We start from the raw sequence: 19,932 nt of genomic DNA on the forward strand, positions 1-19,932 counted from the left end.
CCCTCGACCGTGCCCCAGCCGGTGATGACACCGTCGGTGTACGGCTTCTTGGCCTCCAGGCCGAAGCCGGTGGCCCGGTGCCGGCGCAGCTGCTCCACCTCACGGAACGACCCGGGATCGACGAGCAGTTCGATGCGCTCACGCGCCGTCAGCTTGCCCTTCCCGTGCTGCGCCCGCGTCGCCTTCTCGCTGGGGCCGGCCAGCGCCTGGGCGCGGATCCCGTGCAGTTCCGCCACGCGTCCGCGCAGGTCGGTCGGCCCCGGCTCGGTGAGTGCCGCGGCAGTCGTCATCGCCATGTCAGCCCTTCTTGGGACTAGGGACGAGGGGACAAGGCCGAGGGGGTCCGCCCCGGGTCCATACAGCACACATTAGCAAACCGCACGCGCGGTTTGTAGAGAGGGGTGTCTCCACACCCCTGCTCAGCGCCAGCTGGCGGGTGCCCTGTAGGCATCCCGCCGCCTCCACCAGTCGGAACCGGCCTCCGCCGGCCCCTCGCACTCCACCGGTTCACGGTCTCGGTGCAGGGCGAGCAGCACCGCGGCGATCGCCGCGAGCTCCTCGTCGTCAGCCCGGCCGCGCTCCACCCGGAACACCGCCTCCCGACTTTCCATCCAGCCGATTCCCCCTTTTTCCCTGGGCTTTGGGAAATGATCGGTCAGGCTGCTCGAGAATCACTCCGGAACCGCTGGAGTTTCGGCGCACCATGCGCCGGTCACCGCACGGTCGGACCCGGATTCTCCCGAGAAGGCGACTGTTTCCGGCTCCCGCGACCATCGCGCCGGGGACAGAGCCGCAGGTCGGAGGAGGGTGAGGGACACGGCGAGGTACTCGCACATCTTTGCGGGCGGAGTGCCTTGTTCCGCTAGAAACTAAACCGGATGGTATGTAGCTTATTTAGCCGAGGGAACGTCAATCACGTTCAACACAACGCGGCTCAGGGGGACCCCATGTCTACGAGCACGTTCCGAAGCCATCACGCGACCGCCGACACGGCTGACACGGCTGACACGTCCGCAACGACGAAGGACACGACAGCGCCGCCGACATGGCACGGTGTCCTCCGCCACCCGACCCTGACGACCACCGTCCCCAAGGAGTTCGTCCACCGCGCCAGCGTCGCGGAGGTCATGCTCACCGACTGGGCACGCACGGACGACAGCCACTTCACCGTCGCCGCCCAATGGCCGCGCGGGCACAGCTTCTTCACCACCGTCGAGGGATGCCACGACCCCCTCATAGCGGCCGAGACGATCCGCCAGGCAGGCAGCCTCATCTCGCACGCCGAGTTCGGCGTCCCCCTCGGCTACAACTTCCTCATGTGGGAACTCGATTTCGCGGTACACCCGGAGCACCTCCGCGTCGAGTCCACTCCCGCCACGCTCGACATCGAGATCGCCTGCAGCGACATCAAACGGCGGGGCGCCAACCTGTCGGGATTGAGATACGAGGCGGTGATCCGCAGAGACGGCCACATCGCCGCGACCGGGGGCGCCGCCTTCACGTGTACCTCGCCCCGGGTCTACCAGCGCCTGCGCGCCGAGCGGCTGGGCAGGGGCCGCCCCCAACCCCCGCTCACCGCCCCGACGGCGCCGCAGACCGTCGGCCGGGTCTCCCCCATGGATGTCGTCCTCTCTCCCACCGGCGAGCAGGGCCGGTGGCAGCTCAGAGTGGACACCCGACACCCCGTGCTCTTCGAGCACCCCGTCGACCACGTGCCGGGCATGATGCTGCTCGAAGCAGCCCGCCAGGCCACGGCCGCGACCCTCGGATCCCCCGCCCTCCCCCTCCGTGTCACCAGCACCTTCGCACGCTACGCGGAACTGGACGCCTCCTGCGTGATCGAGGCTCGCCGCCTTCCCGGCAGCGGCACGGACCGCGAGGAGTCCGTCCTGGTGACCGCGCATCAGGAGGGCGAACTCGTCTTCCGCGCCACCGTCACCGCGGCCGCCCCGCGCACCATGTGACCCTCCCGGCAGGCCCCATACCCCCGTCCCACCACCCCACCACGCATCGGCCTCCTGGACGGCCACCGCCGCCCAGGAGGCCGCCACCGTGTCAGCCCCGGGCCCCCAGCGACGATCCCGCATCGGCACGCGAGCCCACCTGCGCACCCGAGCCCGCAGCCGAGCCGGCAGCCGGACCGGCATCCGCAGCGGGGCCCGCACCCGACTCCTGGGCGGGGGCCGCCCCGAAAGCCTCCCGGTGGTCCCGGGCCCACGACTCGAAGGACCCCGCCGCCCTCCCCGTCAGCGTGCCGACCGTTGCGTCGACCTCGGCCTTGGCCCCCGCCCGCTGCCGGTCCGCACTCGCCAGGAGCGCCTCGACGACCGCGGCCGGATAGCGCCGGCCCCAGAGAGCGCGGGCCTGATCCCGGGTCAGCTCCTCCAGCCGGAGCGGAACCCCCAGCGTCCGCCCGAGCTGCTCGGTCTGCTCGACCGCGCTGATCGCCGACGGCCCGGTCAAGGTGTACGCCTGCCCCGCGTGCTCGTCATCGGTCAGGACTCGTACGGCGACCTCGGCGATGTCCCGGGGATCCACGCAGGCGTTGGACGACGTCCCGTACAGCGTGCGTACGACGCGCTCGGAGCGGACGGAGGCCGCCCAGGACAGGGCGTTGGACATGAACGAGCGCGGCCGGAGCAGCGTCCACTCCATGCCGGATCCGCGCAGCAGCTCCTCGGAGGCGCGTTGCCACCGGGTGATGGCGTCGTCGGCGCCCGGGTCGAGGACGGCCGCCGCGGAGAGCTTCACCACCCGCCGCACACCTGCCGCGCGCGCCGCGCGGAGGAACACGGCGTCGTCGTCACCGCCGACACCGGTCGTGACGAGGAACGCCGTCCGCACCCCCGCCGACGCACGCGCCAGCGACGCCGGATCGCGGTAGTCCGCGGCCACCGGCTCCGCCGTGCGGCAGGCACCCGCCAGACGCGCGGGATCGCGCGTCATGACCCGAACGCCCGGCAGAGGCCCCGGGCCTGCGGAAAGAAGCCGAACGACCTCCCGCCCCACGGTTCCCGTCGCACCGGTCACTAGGATCATCGGTCGTCCCCCTTCTCACGGTGAGTGTCTTGTGCCGGCCCCCCGATTCGGCAGGGCCCGGGCTGCGGTCGGCAGCACCTTGTAAGATACGAACTGGGCGGTTTTTTTGTTGGGTCTCCGGGCTCACTGACTGAAGGAGGCCGGCGTGGTGAAGCAGGAGCGGGCGATCCAGACCCGGAAGACGATCCTCTCGGCTGCTGCCAGGGTCTTCGAGGGCCGCGGCTACCAGGCGGCGACGATCAGCGAGATCCTCACCGCAGCCGGGGTGACCAAGGGAGCGCTGTACTTCCACTTCCCGTCCAAGGAGCACCTGGCCCAAGGCGTCCTGCACGAGCAGGACCAGTCGCTGCCCATCCCCGCGCGCGCCTGCAAGATCCAGGAGCTCGTCGACACGGTCATGCTGCACGCCTACCGCCTGCAGACCGACCCGATGGTCCGGGCGGGCGTACGGCTCTCGCTCGACCAGCAGGCCCACGGTCTCGACCGGAGCGGGCCGTTCACGCGCTGGGCCGGGATAGTCCGAGACCTGCTCGAAGAGGCTCAGGCCCAGGGCGAGTTGCTCCCGAACGTCGTTCCGGCAGAGACCGCCGACGCCATGGTGGGCGCCTTCGCCGGCGTCCAGGCCATGTCCCAGGCCGTGTGCGAGTACCAGGACCTGTTGCGCCGGGTCTCCCACCTGCTGCGGCACATGCTGCCCAGCATCGCGGTCTCCTCCGTGCTCGCGTCCGTGGACTTCTCCGAGGGTCGGGGCGAGGCGATCTCCGACGAGCTGCGGGAGCTGATGGCCGAGGATCACGAGGCAGCGGCCGGCTGACGCTCCCGCCGGGCATGCCGGACACGACGATCCCACCGGACCTGTCGCACCCATCTGACCCGCCGGATCAGCCGGATCAGCCGGATCAGCCGGATCAGCCGGATCAGCCGGCGAGCCGAACACACCCGGCCCCCGCATGTCCGCCGCCGGGCGCGGTGGTGCCCTCGCCGAAGTAGGCCGACAGAGCAGGGACGAGACCTTCGCCGCCCGGCGCCCAGGCGATGTAACCGTCGGGGCGTACGAGCAATGCGTCACAGGGCAGTTCGGGCGTGGGCTCGGCGTCCACCACGCGCACCACCCCGTACCGCCGCCCCACCCCCTGTCCGCCGTACTCCCGGCCCCGCTCGCCGAGCCGCAACAGCAGAGGACGCCCGGCACGCAGCAGCCCGATCACATCGGTCCGGCCCTCGGACGTCGTCAGGCCCACGTTGCGCAGGAACCTCCCTTCCCAGGGCGAGGCGTCCGCCGTGCGCGCCGGAAGAGCCGTTCCCTGCGCACTGACCATCGAACCGAGGTAGGTGCTCTCCGCTCCCCCGGCACCTGCTTCGGCCAACAGCTCGACGAACAGCGCCCGCAGCGGATCGAGTTCCGGATCCGGCCGCATCAGGGCGAGCTGCGCCCGCGTGTGGTCGATGACCCGTTGCGCCTCGGGCCTGCGCTCCTGGTCGTACGTGTCGAGCAGCCCCTCCCCCGCGCTGCCGAGCACCGTGTACGCGAGCTTCCACCCCAGCCCCACGGCGTCCAGCAGCCCTGTACTGAGCCCCTGACCGCCGATCGGGAAGTGCACGTGCGCCGCGTCCCCGGCCAGCAGGATCCGCCCCGACCGATAGGAGTCCGCGAGCCGGGAGAAGTCGCTGAACCGCCCCAGCCACCGGGGCGAGGTCATCGCGATGTCCCGGCCGGCGATCCAGCCGACCTCGCGGCGCAACTCCTCCAGCGTGAGCGGCTGATGCCGCGTGCGGTGCGCACCCGTGCAGTTGAGCGTCCGCAGACGCACCGAGCCGTCGGGAACGTCCTTGACGACGATCCAGCCGCGCGGCGTCCGGTGCCACCCCGGCCGCAGTGCGCCGGCCTCGGCCAGCCGGACGTCGCCCGCCATGGCGGACACGGTCGCCGGATACGTACGGGCGCCGATGCCGGCCTGCTCGCGGACCATGCCCCGCGCGCCGTCCGCCCCCACGACGTAGTCGGCCACGCATTCCACGACACGCCCGCCCGGCCCCTCCACCGTGACGCGCACACCGTCCGACTCCCGCCGCACCTCGGTCGCCCGGTGACCGCGCAGGATCCGGGCGCCGACGGCCCTGGCCCGCTGCTCGAAGCGCCGTTCCAGCTGCTCCTGCGGGCACTTGAGGAGGGGCTCGGGCTCGCCGGCCGGGGCCGACACGACGAGACCGGGGATGCCCGCGAAGTGGAAGGGGCTGTGCGTGACGGCCGCGCCCGCCCCGGAACCGTCGACCCGCACGAGCCCGTCGAGATGACCGCGCCGGGCCAGACACTGCACCGCCCGGGCGTGCAGGGTGGTCGCCCTGGGCCGCTCGGACACGGCGGTCCCGGTCTCGACGACCAGAGTGCGCACCCCGTACCCCGCCAGCTCACAGGCGAGGAACATCCCCACCGGGCCGCCCCCGACGACCACCACTTGAGCCCGCACCTGGACATGTGCCTGCGGATGCATGGCGATTCCCCCCTCGGAGGGCCCCCGCCCTTGGGCGTGGCACCGTCCAGCTCGCTCATCTACGCAGAACGAAAATATACCGGGCAGACGGTTCTTTGCAAGTCCTTGACCATCCGCTCCGGTCACCCGCGGAGCGACGAAAAGGGCCCGCCTCCCCGTCGGGGAAGCGGGCAAGCGGGCCTCTGAACGCGGCCGTGGCCGCAGGCGAGGAAGGGAGGAACAAGCCGGTCACCCGCCGAAGAAGCCGCTGCGCGACCCCTGACGCAGATCCTGCCCGCGCACGTCACCCTGCCGCGTATCCCCCCTTGGACCGCTCGGTCTTGCTCCCCTTGACGCCGGGAGCGAGGGTGCGCGGATCGATGGCCTCGGCCGGCACCCCGGTCGCGTACAGGCCGTCGGGGTCGGTGTCGCGGTCGTGGGGCAGCAGCCAGAAGACCCGGCGGCGGAAGGTCCCCGACGAGTGGGACGGCCTGGCCCCGGGGCCCAGCTGGGCATAGCCGATCATCCGGCCGTCGCGATGGTAGGCGGGCTTGCCCCTGCGGGTCGGCAGCCGGTCCAGGCTCTGCCGCACGTAGTCGAGTTCGTCGACGCTCTCGAGCCACACGAGGGCGACCTCGTAGCTGATCTCGTCCTCTGCGATGAGGGCACTCATGCGTCCTCCTCACGGGCGAGCAGCCCGATGCCCGGGTAGTACTTCCGCTGGTTGGACAGAATCATCCCCTTCGGGGACGCCAGGCCCACCGCCTCCCGGACCCGCGCGGCGAACGACCGGGACGACAAGGGGGAGGCGCCCTCATTCTGGCACCACACCTTGTACTCCTGGTAGAGCTGCGCCTGTTCGGCCCGCAACTCCGGTTCGAGCCGACAGGACTCGGCGAGGAAGCGTCCGGTGTGGTCCTCGGTCTCCGCGTAGGCGGTGGTCGCCACCCGGACGCGCTCGGGCCCGGTGAGGTCCTTGCCGCCCGCGAGGTAGCGGCGGGAGCCGTCGATGAGCCAGTTCAGGATGCCCGGTCCCTCCTCGGTGACGAGAAGGTCGGCCAGGTTGTCGATCTTGCGGTCGTCGGGGACGACCCGCGCGAAGGGGATCATGCGTATCCGGCGCCAGAAGGCGAAGCCGCCCGTGCCGACCTCGGGCCGGTGGTTGCCCAGCAGCCACAGCTTGTGCGTCGGCTCGAAGCTGAAGAAGTCCTGGCGCATCCGTCTCGCCTTGATCCGGTCCCCGCCGGTCAGCAGTTTGACCCGGGCCTCGTCGAAGCGGTCACCCGGCTTCACCTCGGAACAGACGATGACACGGCGGCCGTGCAGCTCGGCGAGGTCCGTGGGATGCCCTTCGTAGGGCCGGGCCATCAGGAACCCCGGCGGGGCGGCGTCGGCGTAGTCGCCGAGAAGTTTGAGCAGGACGTCCAGCAGGACCGACTTGCCGTTCCTGCCGGAACCGAACAGGAACGGCATGACCTGACCACCGACGTCTCCCGTGATCGAGTAGCCCAGCAGCACGTGGAGGAAGTCGATCATCTCCGCGCCCTCGTCGCACTCGCCGAACGTGTCGGTGAGGAAGCGCAGCCAGCGGGGCGTGGGCATCTGCCGGGGGCTGACGGTGGTGGAGCGGGAGTGGAAGTCCCGCTCGGGCGAGCCGGGCCGGATCCCGCCCGTCCGCAGATCGACGATGCCGCCAGGGGTGCACAGGGCGTACGGATCGGCGTCCAGCAGCGCCGCGTTGAGGACCATTCCTGGGGCCGATCTGGCCTGCACGAGCATGGAGTTCATGCCGGAAGTGCTCAACGCGCGGCGGCGGTGCTGGTGGAGGGCCTGGACGGTGTAGACGCCCCGCGGGTCGGTGGTGGCGATGTTCTCGGCGAGGTCGCCGGCCGCCCACAGCACCGTGTCGTCCTGGTCGACCTGCCAGCGGGTGCAGTCCCACCGGTACCAGCCGAGGCCTGGCACGTGCCGGTAGTCGTTGGCATAGAGCTTGACGAACAGTTTGGCGTTGCCGCGATCGCTGAGCGTGTCGGGCAGCAGGCCGGGCGCGGTCGCGTACTCGGGGCCCGGAGCTGAGCCCTGCCGCGGGACTTCGCCCGTCGCGGACCGCATGTCCGGGACGGGGGGCGTGAATTGCGTGGGTACGGGGTCGGCGTACGCCACGATCCGGGCGGCCACGGCACGAGCGTCGAACAGCCCGCCGCCGGGTTCGATGCTCACACATACCCCCTGAAGTACAGCGTCGCTCGGCGCTGCGGCACTAACGGGGGATGCGGTCGTGCCCGGAGCAGGACCAATGGACCACACCCGGACTCTCGTGAATCGGCGCGCCAGAACTGCAGCCCATCGGCCATGCGAATCCCCCATCAGCGACCGAAGCGACCGTACCGATGCGTACACACTAGCGAAACTCGATCACCCCGCGTAGATCCCTACGAAAAAAAACCGTCCGGTCCGTCAGAATCTTCAGACGGCCGGTCCTGGCCGTCGCCCGAACCAGGTGCCGCGTTCGCATCGTGGACCGTTCGCCAGGTTCCGAGTGTGCGTCGCTTCGGTAGCTGCCGGCACGTGAACGACCCACGCACGTACCGGACCGGCGACCGGAACCCACTCGGTAGCTCCGCCTCAACAGCACAAAAGACCAGGTCAGGGGCGACAACCTGACGGGACAGCGACCGAAGCGACCCGGAGTGGAAATATGAGAAACCATCCTGCGTGCGCCTGTGCGTCACAGATAGGAACCTTCAGTCGCTTCGGTCGCTGAACCTCCTGATCTACCGCTCTGACCTGCGGTTTTCCCCACACCAGGGTTCAGCGGCCGACGACCGGTCAGTCGCTGTGCCAGGCCGGACAGTTGGCACTCACATGACGCCGAATGCCTTGGCGAACTCCGGGGAGTGGTGGGTGCAGCCCCGGTCGCTACGTGGCCCGGCGGAGATCACTTCGATCTCGTAGTGGCTGACGGTCCGCAGGCGACCGGTGCCGTTGACGCAACCCTGCTAGCCCTGCACGGACATGGAGTCGAGGCCCCACAGATTCAACCCGTACCCCCTGGGGGGCTGGGGCCAGTGGTGTCCCCCGCCCCCAGACGCGCAGCGTCAGGGGACCGCCGTCCGGCGTCGCGGAGCGACGAGGGGACGTCGCGGAGCGACGGCACCGGACCGGACGGCAGACGCGAGGGCGCGAAGCGCCCGGCCACGAAGTCCGGCGGCGCGCAGCGCCGAGGGCCGGCGCGGAGCGACTGCCCGGTCCGGACGACCAACAAGAGCGGCCCGCAGCGCAGCGGAGGGCCGCGACCGGACACGACCGCATCAGCCCTCAGCGGCGTGAGCGCGCGCAGCGCGCGGCCCGGGGAGCGCAGCGGACCGGGCACGCCCCCCGGGGGACACCACTGGCCCCAGCCCCCCAGAAAGACACCCACCCACGCCCCAACGCACCCGTACGGCTCCCCCGGGGCCCATGCCCACTGCCATGCTCTCCGCCCTACCCAAGTCGCATCTCAGCCCGGCGCTCCTGAACCTCGTGCCTTCCGAAGGAGCCACGGTGGGGAGGGCGGGGGCGTGGTGCTGGGTCTCGGTGGGGCGCTGGCCGAAGAAAGACGACGCCGGCGGCAAGAGCGTGCCTTTCGGCCAGGGCCACGCTGAGGCCCAGCACCACGCCCCCGCCCGGTGACGCGCCCCACGGAACGACGTCATCGCTTCCGTGGCCGTAGCCGGAGGCTGACCGAGACGTGCACGGCCCGATCGGCAGCGACCGCGTCGCGTGCGGCAGACACCGAGACTGTCCACAGCGGCCGCAGGAGCTCGCGTAGCGGCTCGTCGCCGTGGGGACCACACCCCTGCACCAGTCAGCGCGACGGCCCGCTCGGGGCCGCGACGGGGCATCGAGTCAGACAGTCGGGATGTCGGGGGCTCATCCGAATACTGGCCCGGCGCCCGTAGGCTCGCATCTGACGACGACAGGAGATCGGCATGTGGAAGCAGTCCCTCGACCGGGCCGGAATCAGGGAGCCGCGGCTACGGCGGGACTACACGGAGCAGCGCCGGGCCGTGCGGAGGTTCGCGACGGCCGAGTACGCGGCCGCGCGGCTGCTGCTCCCCGCCGCGCTGCTGCCGCACGTCGTGGCCGCCGTCGCGTTCATGCACGACACCGACGACCGGATCGATCGCGGGGCGCCGACCGAACGGTCAGCCGCGCTCGAGGAGTGGGACGGTCTCGTGCGGAAGGCCTTCGCCGAAGGTGACTCCGAACTGGCCGTGCTCCGATGTCTGGTGCGCACCGCCGAACGTCACCCGAACGTGCACGCATACGTGGACGAGTTCCTGAGGGGCTGCGAACGCGAGGTCGCGTGGCGGACCATCGCGGACGACGAGGAACTGGAGCAGTACGTACGGGAGTACTCCCTGCCCGCTCTGATGCTCACGGCCTGTCTCCTCACACCCGCGGAAGCGTCGGCGCGGGCGGCGTTCACGGACGGCTGCCACCGGCTCATCCGCGCCATGCAGCGCATCGACTTCCTGGAGGACCTGTCCGAGGACGTGCGCGCGGGCCGGCCGGGCGTCCCCGCCGACGCGGTGGCACGCCACGGCGCGGAACTCACCCAGCCCGACGCGGCGCTGGGCCGGCTCGTCGAGGAGCAGACGGACAAGGCCGCCACCGACCTCGCGGCAACTGGCCCCCTCGCGGGTGTGGTGGACCCGTCGTACCGGCCCTTCATCCGTGCCCTCGTCGGCGTCCAGCGCCTCCGCCTCGACGCGGTACGCCGCACAGGCCCGTCCTTGGCCACGCGGACCTCCAGCCCCGCGGCGCCGGCAGCCGCCCTACTCCTCCTGAGGGAGACAGCAGCACGGGCCAGGCTCCTTGGACGTGGTTTCTCGTGGCGTGATCGTTCGATGAGTCGTGCATGACGGATCTCGTCGATGCACCTGGCGGCAACTGCCGCCGGTGTTCGGCCCCGCCTGGCCCACGGTCCACCGACGGCTCGCCCAGTGGAGCCGAGTGAGATCGCACCACCGCTCAAGCAGCGCGGCCACGTAAGCCGCTATGCGTTCGGACGGAGGTTCCTTCACCTCACCGTCGATGCATCGGTCGTACAGGTCGTTGAAGACCCGGCCGGCGGTCTTGTCATCCGCCGACCTCTCGCCTTCCCAGACAGCCAGGTCGTAGCTCATGCCCCGGAGGCTCCCACACCACACTGACTCCCACCTGACCGGTCAACAGCACGAACCTCAGCCAAGGAACGTGATGCGGCGGGAGCTGCCGCCAGGCGCAGCCCGAGGCTGCCACGAACAGAATCGCGGCCAGGACTGCACGGTCGCCGGCCCGCCGACGACCATCACCTCAACGCAAGACCGGCCGTCAGGCCACTGTGCTGCTGAGCCGTTCCTGTTCGATGTAGCGGCGGAAGCCTTGCGCCAAGGGCTTGAAGCCGCAGGATTCGTAGAACGTGTGGACGTACTCGTCGTCGGCTGCCAGCAACTGAACCTTGTAGCAACCAGCCGATTCGCCCAGGTGCACAGCAGCCTCCATCAGCCGCTTCCCGACGCCTCGCCGCTGGAAGGAGCCGGCAACCACGACGTTCTCCACGAAGAGAACGGCTCGACCGCCGCGGGTGAGGTTCGGCAGGATCATGCAGTCCGCGGTGCCGACAATGGCACCGTCAATCTCCGCCACCAGCACAGTACGTCCTTGCTGCCCGAAGATACCCGCCCAGATGGCACCAGCTGACTCCTGGGACAGCGGTGCGTCGTCAGGGTTCAACTCGCCGTAGAGAGCGAGCAGTGATGACAGGTCCGTCTCGGCAGCTGAACGCACGATGATCTTCATGTACCGAAGCCTAGACCGAGCGGAACTCCCGAGGTCAGACGAGTAGGACCCAATCAAGACGGACGTTCCATGGCTCCGGCTGACTCAGGGCCGGTACACAAGATGCGTGCGTAGGCCCCGCCACTGGGGGGTGGTAGAGCCAGGCGAGTCCACGTGTCGAGGGGCGGCGCGGAACTCGTGTTCCGGCGAGTGGCGCCGCCCGGTTGGCTCTGTACGCGAGACCTCTCGGTGCTGTCGGTAGACGAGTTCACGCTGAGACAGAGTTCCGGCGAGCCGTGCTGCCAGTCCGGATGCTCGGCCAGCGACAAGCCGTAGGTGAGCGTCGTGAGAAGCCCGTCCGGCAGGTCGTCGTACACGATCTCCGTCACGCCTCGCAGCCCCTCTTTGGTCGACTCGACAGGGAAGAACCGGGGCTCCCTTCCTCCGGAAAGCCGATCAAGATGGGCGAGGTACTTCTCTACGCGACGGGCCATGCAAACACCCTGCACGATCGCTCACTCGTGGACGCCACCGGGGGCGTCCACGAGTAACGCTCCGCAACAGGTCCACAGAAGTTGAGCCAGAACCACAACTCGTGGACAAAGCCACCCGTACCGGGGGCTCCCGGACTGGCTCCCGGCCCTACCCGCGCACGAGCCCGTGGCGATCTCGAGCGACAACGGCGACAGCCTGAGCGAGACCGAATTCAGCGAGCTCGTCGCCGACCAGGGTTTCGGATGCCCCGCGCGGTCGCCGACGCACCGGCCAGGGAACATCCGTGGCTTGTCGGCGTGGCGTGCCACCCGTGTCCCGTTCACGTCGACGGCGGCACGTCCGGTGTCAGCACGTCGAGTGCGCGGTCGAGGGCGTCGAGGAGTGAAGCGTGTTCGGCGGGCGTGTAGAGCATCCGCAGCGCGAGCCCGTCGCTGAGCGCGATGACGGCGTCGGCGGTGGCTCCGGCGCCGGGGCAGCCGACGCCGTCGAGCCATGTCGCGAGGACATCCCTGACGTCGTGGTCGACCTGGCGCCGGATCGAGGCGAGGCGGGGGTGGTGGGCCGCCTGCACGGCGAAGGCGAGCTGTGCGGCCGCTTCGGCGCGGCGTTCCTCGTCCAGCGGGAGCGTGGTGAGGACCAGCTCGCGCAACGCCTGGCGCAGCGGGAGGCCGGTGTCAACGAGCGCCATGCGCTCCTCGATGCGCTCACCGGCGAGTTCGGCGGCGAAGACCAGCATCTCCTCCTTGGAACGGAAGTACTTCTGCACCGCTCCGGCGGACCGGCCGCTGGCCGCGGCCACGGTGCGCACGCTGATCTGGTCCAGACCGCGCTCGGAGGCGAGCCGCAGCAGCGCGGCGCCGATCTGCCGGCGTTGCTCGGGCCGGTCGACGGTCTTCGGCATGGGCCACCTTTCCTCTTTGAGATACAGTCGTATTCTAACGACAAAGGGGGAAGACGATGGACGACAACCACAGCAAACCCTCCGCGCCCGCGGTGCGGGTCTCGGACGCCGACCGCGATCGGGCCCTCGGCATCCTGGCCGAGGCGCTGACCGAAGGCCGGCTCGACGCGCAGGAGCACGCGAGCCGGGTCCAGGCAGCCCTGCGGGCACGCACCGCCGACGACCTCGGCACCCTCACCGCCGATCTGCCGGCCCCCACACCGACCCGGGCCGAACGGGACCGCAAGGACATGGCGGAGTGGCTCGCGGAGTGGCGGTACTGGCTCGGCGGTCTGGTGCTCATGTCCGCGATCTGGGGCGTGCGCTCCCTGCAGAAGGGGGAGCTGACTTACTACTGGCCGGTCACCCCGCTGGGGGTGTGGGCGGCCGTCCTCGTCGCCGTGGCGATCTGGCCCCGCCACGGCGACGAGGACGGCAGGAACTGACCGCGCCGAGCGGGTACCGCCGGTGGTGAGTGGTCCTGGTGCGGAGACCCCGCGCCCGCCGGCCCCAGCCACGCTCCTGACCTCCGCTCGCGCGGAGAGGACTTCGGCCGCGTGAAGACCGAGGGCTCGAAGTTCGGATCATCCCCTCTCGCGCGGAGAGGACAGCGCGCGTCGCCGGCGGTACGGACTGGTGGACTCAGCCGCTCAGGCCGCGGACCATACTGGTCGAGCCCCGATCACCCACTGGACGGTTCCATGGCCAAGAGCAGCTCTTCATCGACCACTGTCCCCCGTACCGCATGGCTCGGACGTGGGCGTCACCTCGGGCCCGAGGCCGAGCGTGACGTCCGACGCAACCTGCTCGCCCTCAAGGCGGCCAGAGTGATCGACGACTTCCTCGACCTCGACCCCGTCGAGGCGGCCCGCTCGACGGATCTGTTCCCCCGGGACGAGTCCGCCGACCCCGGCCCCTCGGCCCGCCGCCTGTTCGAAGCGCGCTGGCGCGTACCCGGCAACGTCACGGTGCGTGCTCAACTGACCACCTACGAGCCTGAGTCCCGCCGCAGCGACAACGAGAGCGAGGTCGCCTGGGTGCTGGCCGCCGAGGCGGAGCGGGAGTGGGTAGCGAGCTGGCCCTCACCCGCTACCGTGTTCTGGCCCGACAGCGACCAGGTCGCCTGGGATCACGACCCGGTGCCGGGCGGGCGACTGCGGACGGCCAACTACCTGCCCAAAGACGACGGCGAGTTGCGGCGCCTGCTGCGAGACTGCACCCGGCAGAGCTGGTTCATCCATGTCGTGGTGCACGAAGCGATGACGCCGGACGCGCTGGGGCGGCGGCCGGTCACGGCTTTCTTGCCACCGAGCCTCAAGCACCGGGTGGTCGAGCACCGGGCCACGCCGGAGCAGGCGCTGATCGCCGACTTCGCGATGAAGCGTGAGCTGGGCGTGGGGCTGCCGCGCGGCGGGGCCGTCGTCCTGCCCCCCACACCGCAGCCCCTCGGCTACGACGCGGAGCGCTTCACCGTGGGCGACGTCTTCCTCGACGGCACCGAGCCGACCGAACTCCTGCAAAAGATCGTGGAGTTCGCGTCACTGCCACAACCGCTGCCGGCCGATGCCGAACAAGTCCTGACACGACTGCGCCGGGGCTGGCATCTGCTCACGCCCGATGAGGAACTCGTCCACGCGCGGGCCATGGTCACCTGGTACGCCGATGCACTCAAGGCCATGACGGCATCCTCCGACCTTTACCGTGAGGCGGCCGAGTCGGCACTCGCCGCGCTCGCCGAAGCCACCGGCGGCAACCACACACCCGTGACACCCGCACCGGCTACGGCCGAGCAGGACACGTCACCGCTGAAAGCCTTCACGAAGACGCTCGCCATCTTCCGCAGGCCTGACCGGTAGAGGCCCTAGTGGGAGATCCGGCGCCGCCCGTGAGGGCGGTCCGATGGAGACGGAGCGAACGGGCGCGGCGAAGCCCGGCCACGCACCCCCAGTGGTTCCTACGCCTTCCCCGAGGAGAGGGCGTGACCCGGTCCAGGCATGGCTGGCCTGGACCGGGCACCGCTGCCCGGGACCCCGGGCCTCCGTTTTCGCCGGGCTGAGCGAAACTACTGAAAGCACACTCCCATCCGCCCGTGCCCGTCCCGACCTGCGCATCCGTAGCTGGGGCGCAGCAGCAGGGCACGGGGAGTCCGAGCCCGACTCTCACGACTCCTGGCAGTTACGGAACACCCCTTGGCCAGGCCACGGACTGCGACGGCACCCGGCACGTAACGGGACTACCGCGCGTCGAGGAGGGCGACGGCCTCGGCGAAGTCGGCGTACGCGGGCTCGAAGGTACGGGCGGCGACGAGGAACATCGATCGGTCCGTCAAGGCTCGGGCGAGGCGCGCAGGGTCGTCGGGCAGGCGGCGGGCGAGCGCCACGCCTTCGTCGAAGTACGGCCTGAACCGCTCCCCGAACCGATAGGGGCGGTTGCCTTCGCGGAGGGCCGCGCGGATGCTGATTCTGCGCTGGACGTCCACCAGTTCGGGCTGTCGGCCGGCCCCCCTCAGTCGCACCGCCTCCGTTTCGAGCGCCGGCAGGCTGCCGAGAAACGCCTTCCGCGTGTCGCTCGACCATCCGAGGTCGGTGCCGAACGGCGGCATCGGGGACTCGGCGCTCGCAGCCGGTTCGTCGACCCGCCCCGACAGGACGAACAGGGTGACCCACCACCCGAGGATGCAGCTCCAGTTCTTCGGCTCGCCCGTCGTCGCCAGCTCCTCCAGGACGGTCAGGGCCTCCCGCCGAGCGGCCGCGGCGTCCGCCCCGTGCCCGGCGGCCTCGCGCATCCGGGCGAGGTGCACCAGCTCCCAGGTGAGGATGGCCAGCGCCGTGCGCTGCCCGACGGCCTCGCGCCGGGTCTCGTCAAGGAGCTCGACGAAGACGGCCGATGCCGCGTCGTGCAGGCCTGCGCCCTCCAGGTTCGCCGCCCACTCGACCATTCTCCAGAAGGAGTGCTCCGGTGTGCCGTTCCGGGCCGCCTTCTCGTTGAGCTCCGCGGCCTCCCGGAACCGTCCCTCCTCGGCCAGGATGTTCGCCAGCCGCCCACTCTGTCCGGCCTCGGCCATTTCCTCGCAGGCCGCGTGCCCCTCGGCTCGGCGTCCGAGAGCGAACAAGGCCCTCTGGTAGGCGTCCAGGGCCCTGCACAGCCGTTCTGCCCGGGCCGGCGCCCCGGCCTCGATCCTCCTCGCGGCTTCGACCGCTTCGGCAGCCAGCGTCAGATCCACCTCCGGGTCCCGGCTGCGGTAGCTCATCGAGAGGAGCGCGTCTACCAGCTTCGGCAGATACGCCTTCGGGCTCACCTCCGCAAGAACCCGGTACGCGTGGACCTCTTCGAGCAGGCGCAGCCGGCCGGAACCCAGCAGCAGCACCCGTGCCCGCAGCACCGCGTCGTGATCGATCTTCCCCATGCTCCCCCTGTTCTCCGGGTGATTCACGAAGGAGATTCTGGGAGTCGGGGAGCGGACCGGACAAGGCTCGCGAACTGTGCGTTCCGTCCTACGAAAAACGCCGCTGACCTGTCATGATGGACATGCTCCCGTGCTGATCCACAGGATGCGTCGCCGACAGCGACGGGAACCCGCCCGCGGCCCGTCATCTCACTGCATGCGGACGACCATCAGCCGTCGGCCGCCTACGACCTCCCACCCTGTGACGCGCGCACCGGCCAGGGTCGTTCATGGTCGTCAGGCCGCGGGGACGGCGCGTTGAAGGACAGTGATGACGCGATCGAGAGCGTCCTTGCTGTACGGGTCCGCGAGGTTGACCCACAGTTTGAACATGAAGCGTCGCAGGGTGGGACGGCGAAGGGCCTTGGTGGCGACGAGCTTCATGACAGCCGGGTGGCTGAGGGCGTGGACGACGAGGCGTCCGATGGTGAAGTACCGGCCATAGGCATCGCGGATGATCTCGGGGTATGCGAGCAGAGCTTCCTCGCGTGCATGCGCGGTGGGTTGCGCGAACGCCCGGGTGACCGCTTCGGCTGCCAGGCGTCCGGACTCCATCGCGTAGTCGATACCTTCGCCGCTCAGGGGATTGATCATTCCGCCGGCATCACCGGTGAGAAGCAGACCGCGTGTGTAGAGCGGACGGCGGTTGAGGCCGGCGGGAAGAGGCGCTCCGCGCAGTGGACTGAGAGCGTGGGCTTCGTCGAAGTGCCCGGTGGAGGCAAGGCGCACGGTCCACTCTCTGAAGAGCTGTCGGTGGTCGACCTTGGGTTTGAGTCCGATGTGGAAGGTGCCCAGGCCCACGTTGAAGGCGCCGCTGCCGACGGGAAAGACCCACCCGTATCCGAACGGCATGTACGTTCGATTACGGGAGTCGCGCGTCTCCAGGTCGAGCCAGGCCTCCAACAGGTCCTCGTCATGGTGCGGCGCCGTGTAGTAGCGGCGCACGGCCACACCCATGGGTCGGTCCTTGCGTTGCTGGAGACCGAGCGCAACGGCCAAGCGGCTCGACGCACCGTCGGCAGCGACCACCAACGGCGCCCGGTAGGTGCGAGTGGTGCCGTCCTGCTGAGCGATCACGCCGCCGATACGGCCGGTCGTGGGGTCGACGAGGGGCTCGGTGACCTTGGTTCCTTCAAGCAGGAGCGCGCCGCTCGCCACGGCCTTCGTTGCGAGCAGGTGATCGAGATCCATGCGGCTGCGTACGAGCCCGAAGTCAGGGAAGGGCCCTTCACCGGGCCAGGGCATCTCCACAGTCGTGCCGGAGCCGTGAACCCGCAGGCCCCGCGTTCTGATCCAGCCATCTCCGCCGATGCCGAGGCCCAGGTCGACGAGCTCCTTCACGGCGCGCGGGGTGAGGCCGTCTCCACAGATCTTGTCCCGCGGGAAGACGGCCTTCTCCAGCAGCAGGACATCGTGGCCTGCCAGCGCCAGGTAGTGAGCGGCGGTACAGCCGGCCGGACCCGCGCCGACAACGATGACATCCGCCGAATGGCGCTGTGGGGATGAGCTCATGAAACCTTCCTCTGTTGCAACGAGCCATGAGGCGCAAGGGCTTCCCATCTGTACCCACGGCTGACAACTTCGACCACCCGTCTTCCGCGCGAAGCCTCGTCACACCGTCACTTCGCAGCAGTGCTGCGAAGGGGGCCCTGGAGATTCCGCGCTGCCGTCGCTCCTACGTCGACGAAATCCTGGATGCGTCCTGTCGACCAGATGGCGATCCAGGCCGTCGTGACGAGGCGTCCCTAGGCGGCCATCACTCGGGGTGGGCGTCATGGCTGTCGTAACCGGAAGCCACCGCGGTGAGTCACGGCCGGAAAGGCCGGGCCGGAGGCCGCGGACGTGCAGATCACCGCTGCCTCAGTCTCGTCGGCGCGACCAGAGGCGCGCGGCGACAGGGGCGGGCGTCAGACCGAGCCGTGGAGGTTCTTGGCGGTCGGTGACGTCTTCACCGTGGCCGGGTCGGGGTAGGTCCCCAGGAGCCGGTCGGCGCTGGCCGTCGTGGTGACCGTGAACCAGTAGTGCTCGTTCTTGTAGTGATGCAGCCGATGGTTGCGCCAGATGGCTTTGTAGGCCCTGCTCCGGGGCCGGTAGTCACTGTGGATCAGGTAGTGCGTCCACTCGTAGACGAGCCCGGTCACCGCCACGGTGACCATGAAGGTCAGGGCCTGGCCCAGGCGCGGGAAGGCGATGAGGGCCACGGTGTTGTAGCCGGCGATGACCCAGACGAGCGCTCTCCAGGGGATGAAGACCAGAGGGACGTCGCGTGGGTCGACATGGTGTTCGCGGTGTTTCCTCGCCAGGAGGGTGTCCAGGACGACGCCGGCGACCTTGCGCGGACGCCAGTGCAGTATGAAGACGTGTATCAGCCATTCGAGGAGCGGGAACAGCAGGATCAGGACGAGCGGGGCGTAGGCGTCGTCGGCGCGCCAGTCCCCCAGGACGATCCGGCAGGCAAGCACGGTCACCAATGTGGCGCTGATCATCCAGGGTGAGGGGTAGTTCCAGAACGCCCGGAACACGCTTCCCAGCGTGACGTCGGTCCGGCGTGGCGCCGACTGCGCCCTCTCGTCCGCTCGAACGCGGGCTTGGGCGGCCCGGTCCGAGGCCTCGTCGGTGGACGGCCGTATCCGCATGAGCGTTCTACGCAGGTTCATGGCTCTCCTCGAGTTGGTCGATGACGTCGATCAGGCCCTCGGTCGCCGGGCGCAGCAGCTGCTCGGCACGGGTGCGGGCGGCGGCAGCGTCGCCCTGGACGATCGCGTCGGTCAGGGCGGTGTAGGCGTCGGTCCGGTCCACCTCCGCGGCCATGACGTGGGCCAAGGCCTCCAGGGCGGGCTCGTAGGCGGCGCGGAGGCTGTTGAACATCAGGCGGAAGGTGACGGACTCGGCCGCGTCCGTGACGTGTTCCCAGAAGGTCAGGGCGTGCCGCTGCCTGTTCACGGGATCGGCGTCGGCATCGAGCGCCCGGACGGCTTCCTGCAGCGGGGCGGCGAGGGCCGGTCCTCTGCGTTGTGCAGCCAGTTCGGCGATCTTCGGGCCCACGTGAAGCCGCGCCTCCAGGATGCTGCGGGCGACTTTCAGGTCGATCTCGCCCCCGGCGAACAGGAGGCGAGGGAGCAGATCCAGGCCGCCCGCTCTTCGGATGTCCCGCACGGTGGTGGCGTCGCCCTGACGGACTTCCACCAGACCGGCATGCGCGAGTCGTTGCAGCGCTTCTCGTACGGCGGGACGTGAGACGCCGAGGACTTCCGCCAGGCGACGCTCGCTGGGGAGGCTTTCGCCGGGGGCGAGGCTGCCGCTCAGGAGCTCCCCGAAGAGCTGGTCGAACACTTCGTCGGGAACCGAGCGCCGGTTGACTGGTTGCAGAGGCATGCGGAGACCTTACGAGCCCGGTGGACTGGTGGTCTAGTGGTCAGACCAGTCGATCTGAAGTGCTCTGCTTTTCACACGTTGTGTCAGCCGGTGTGCTGTGCTTGCTCGTTCACCCTCGCCCGAGTTGGCAGGACCGCTCCCCTGCAGGTGCGAAGTGGGAGGGCGGTTCGTCGGTGAACGCATGGCCGGCGACGGGTCCTGCTCCCTCATCCGGTCCCGGGGAAGATCCCGCCACGGCCCCCGGTCCTGTTCTGGCGATTCTGCGGGCCGTGACCAGTCACCTGTGGCAAGCAGATGCGTGCGCCCGGGCGACAGCGGCAAGGCCCCGCCGATGGCGGGGCCTTGTGCTCGTCTGCCGCATC

At 70.0% G+C, this 19,932-nt stretch carries 17 protein-coding genes and 1 pseudogene; 5 read left to right on the forward strand and 13 right to left on the reverse strand.

Going from position 1 to position 19,932, the window contains the following annotated elements:
* The coding region (locus tag ACZ3OF_RS32420; RefSeq protein ID WP_467308354.1) for a carboxyl transferase domain-containing protein at positions 1-296 on the reverse strand (296 nt) is incomplete at its 3' end.
* A gap of 123 nt (positions 297-419) precedes the next feature.
* Positions 420-611: an acyl-CoA carboxylase epsilon subunit gene (locus tag ACZ3OF_RS32425; RefSeq protein WP_361679367.1), complete on the reverse strand. Its 192-nt coding sequence runs from the start codon at positions 609-611 to the stop codon at positions 420-422.
* Positions 612-947: 336 nt separating this feature from the next.
* On the opposite strand from ACZ3OF_RS32425, the gene ACZ3OF_RS32430 reads away from it, so the two are divergent.
* Positions 948-1,964 (forward strand): ScbA/BarX family gamma-butyrolactone biosynthesis protein, encoded by a 1,017-nt coding sequence (locus ACZ3OF_RS32430; protein ID WP_361679364.1) that lies wholly within the window; start codon positions 948-950, stop codon positions 1,962-1,964.
* Positions 1,965-2,055: 91 nt separating this feature from the next.
* On the opposite strand, the gene ACZ3OF_RS32435 is transcribed toward ACZ3OF_RS32430, so the two are convergent.
* A complete protein-coding gene (locus tag ACZ3OF_RS32435) occupies positions 2,056-3,039 on the reverse strand; it encodes an NAD(P)H-binding protein (protein WP_467308357.1) in 984 nt (327 codons plus the stop codon).
* 145 nt (positions 3,040-3,184) lie between these two features.
* On the opposite strand from ACZ3OF_RS32435, the gene ACZ3OF_RS32440 reads away from it, so the two are divergent.
* Positions 3,185-3,853, forward strand: a complete 669-nt coding sequence (locus ACZ3OF_RS32440; protein ID WP_361679357.1) for a ScbR family autoregulator-binding transcription factor — start codon at positions 3,185-3,187, stop codon at positions 3,851-3,853.
* Between the two features lie 103 nt (positions 3,854-3,956).
* Here the strand turns inward: ACZ3OF_RS32440 and ACZ3OF_RS32445 are convergent, their stop codons facing one another.
* The 3 genes from ACZ3OF_RS32445 to ACZ3OF_RS32455 all read right to left on the reverse strand — a co-directional run bounded on the left by ACZ3OF_RS32445 (position 3,957) and on the right by ACZ3OF_RS32455 (position 7,622).
* Positions 3,957-5,531 (reverse strand): FAD-dependent monooxygenase, encoded by a 1,575-nt coding sequence (locus tag ACZ3OF_RS32445; RefSeq protein ID WP_467308359.1) that lies wholly within the window; start codon positions 5,529-5,531, stop codon positions 3,957-3,959.
* Between the two features lie 283 nt (positions 5,532-5,814).
* On the reverse strand, positions 5,815-6,183 hold the full coding sequence (locus tag ACZ3OF_RS32450) for a DUF6009 family protein (RefSeq protein ID WP_361679352.1): 369 nt from the start codon (positions 6,181-6,183) through the stop codon (positions 5,815-5,817).
* Positions 6,180-7,622, reverse strand: coding sequence for a DNA primase family protein (locus tag ACZ3OF_RS32455; RefSeq protein ID WP_361679382.1), 1,443 nt, complete (start codon positions 7,620-7,622; stop codon positions 6,180-6,182). Before ACZ3OF_RS32455 ends, ACZ3OF_RS32450 begins: the two co-directional genes overlap by 4 nt.
* A 1,859-nt stretch (positions 7,623-9,481) precedes the next feature.
* Between ACZ3OF_RS32455 and ACZ3OF_RS32460 the strand changes: the two genes are divergently transcribed.
* Complete coding sequence (locus ACZ3OF_RS32460) at positions 9,482-10,417, forward strand: squalene/phytoene synthase family protein (protein ID WP_467308362.1); 936 nt, start codon at positions 9,482-9,484, stop codon at positions 10,415-10,417.
* Between the two features lie 217 nt (positions 10,418-10,634).
* On the opposite strand, the pseudogene ACZ3OF_RS32465 reads toward ACZ3OF_RS32460, so the two are convergent.
* From ACZ3OF_RS32465 to ACZ3OF_RS32475, 3 genes and pseudogenes are all read right to left on the reverse strand, one after another.
* Positions 10,635-10,832 (reverse strand): annotated as a pseudogene (locus tag ACZ3OF_RS32465) (hypothetical protein); the annotation flags it as partial.
* A gap of 36 nt (positions 10,833-10,868) precedes the next feature.
* Positions 10,869-11,336 (reverse strand): GNAT family N-acetyltransferase, encoded by a 468-nt coding sequence (locus ACZ3OF_RS32470; RefSeq protein WP_467308363.1) that lies wholly within the window; start codon positions 11,334-11,336, stop codon positions 10,869-10,871.
* A gap of 793 nt (positions 11,337-12,129) precedes the next feature.
* A complete protein-coding gene (locus tag ACZ3OF_RS32475) occupies positions 12,130-12,711 on the reverse strand; it encodes a TetR/AcrR family transcriptional regulator (protein ID WP_467308365.1) in 582 nt (193 codons plus the stop codon).
* Between the two features lie 56 nt (positions 12,712-12,767).
* Here ACZ3OF_RS32475 and ACZ3OF_RS32480 point away from each other — a divergent pair, with 56 nt between their 5' ends.
* Positions 12,768-13,196 carry a DUF1707 SHOCT-like domain-containing protein gene (locus tag ACZ3OF_RS32480; protein ID WP_361679334.1) on the forward strand — a complete coding sequence of 143 codons (429 nt, stop codon included), beginning with the start codon at positions 12,768-12,770 and terminating at the stop codon, positions 13,194-13,196.
* A gap of 381 nt (positions 13,197-13,577) precedes the next feature.
* On the forward strand, positions 13,578-14,606 hold the full coding sequence (locus ACZ3OF_RS32485; RefSeq protein ID WP_467308368.1) for a hypothetical protein: 1,029 nt from the start codon (positions 13,578-13,580) through the stop codon (positions 14,604-14,606).
* Positions 14,607-14,983: 377 nt separating this feature from the next.
* Here the strand turns inward: ACZ3OF_RS32485 and ACZ3OF_RS32490 are convergent, their stop codons facing one another.
* The 4 genes from ACZ3OF_RS32490 to ACZ3OF_RS32505 form a co-directional block, all read right to left on the reverse strand.
* Positions 14,984-16,156, reverse strand: a complete 1,173-nt coding sequence (locus ACZ3OF_RS32490) for a hypothetical protein (protein ID WP_467308370.1) — start codon at positions 16,154-16,156, stop codon at positions 14,984-14,986.
* Positions 16,157-16,432: 276 nt separating this feature from the next.
* Positions 16,433-17,707, reverse strand: coding sequence for a geranylgeranyl reductase family protein (locus ACZ3OF_RS32495; RefSeq protein ID WP_467308372.1), 1,275 nt, complete (start codon positions 17,705-17,707; stop codon positions 16,433-16,435).
* Between the two features lie 395 nt (positions 17,708-18,102).
* On the reverse strand, positions 18,103-18,852 hold the full coding sequence (locus ACZ3OF_RS32500; protein ID WP_361679323.1) for a sterol desaturase family protein: 750 nt from the start codon (positions 18,850-18,852) through the stop codon (positions 18,103-18,105).
* Entirely contained in the window at positions 18,839-19,570 is a 732-nt protein-coding gene (locus ACZ3OF_RS32505; RefSeq protein WP_361679320.1) for a FadR/GntR family transcriptional regulator, read from the reverse strand. The genes ACZ3OF_RS32500 and ACZ3OF_RS32505 overlap by 14 nt, the downstream gene beginning before the upstream one ends.
* Between the last annotated feature and the right edge of the window lie 362 nt (positions 19,571-19,932).

The sequence above is a fragment of the Streptomyces sp. NPDC022552 genome, assembly GCF_055561875.1.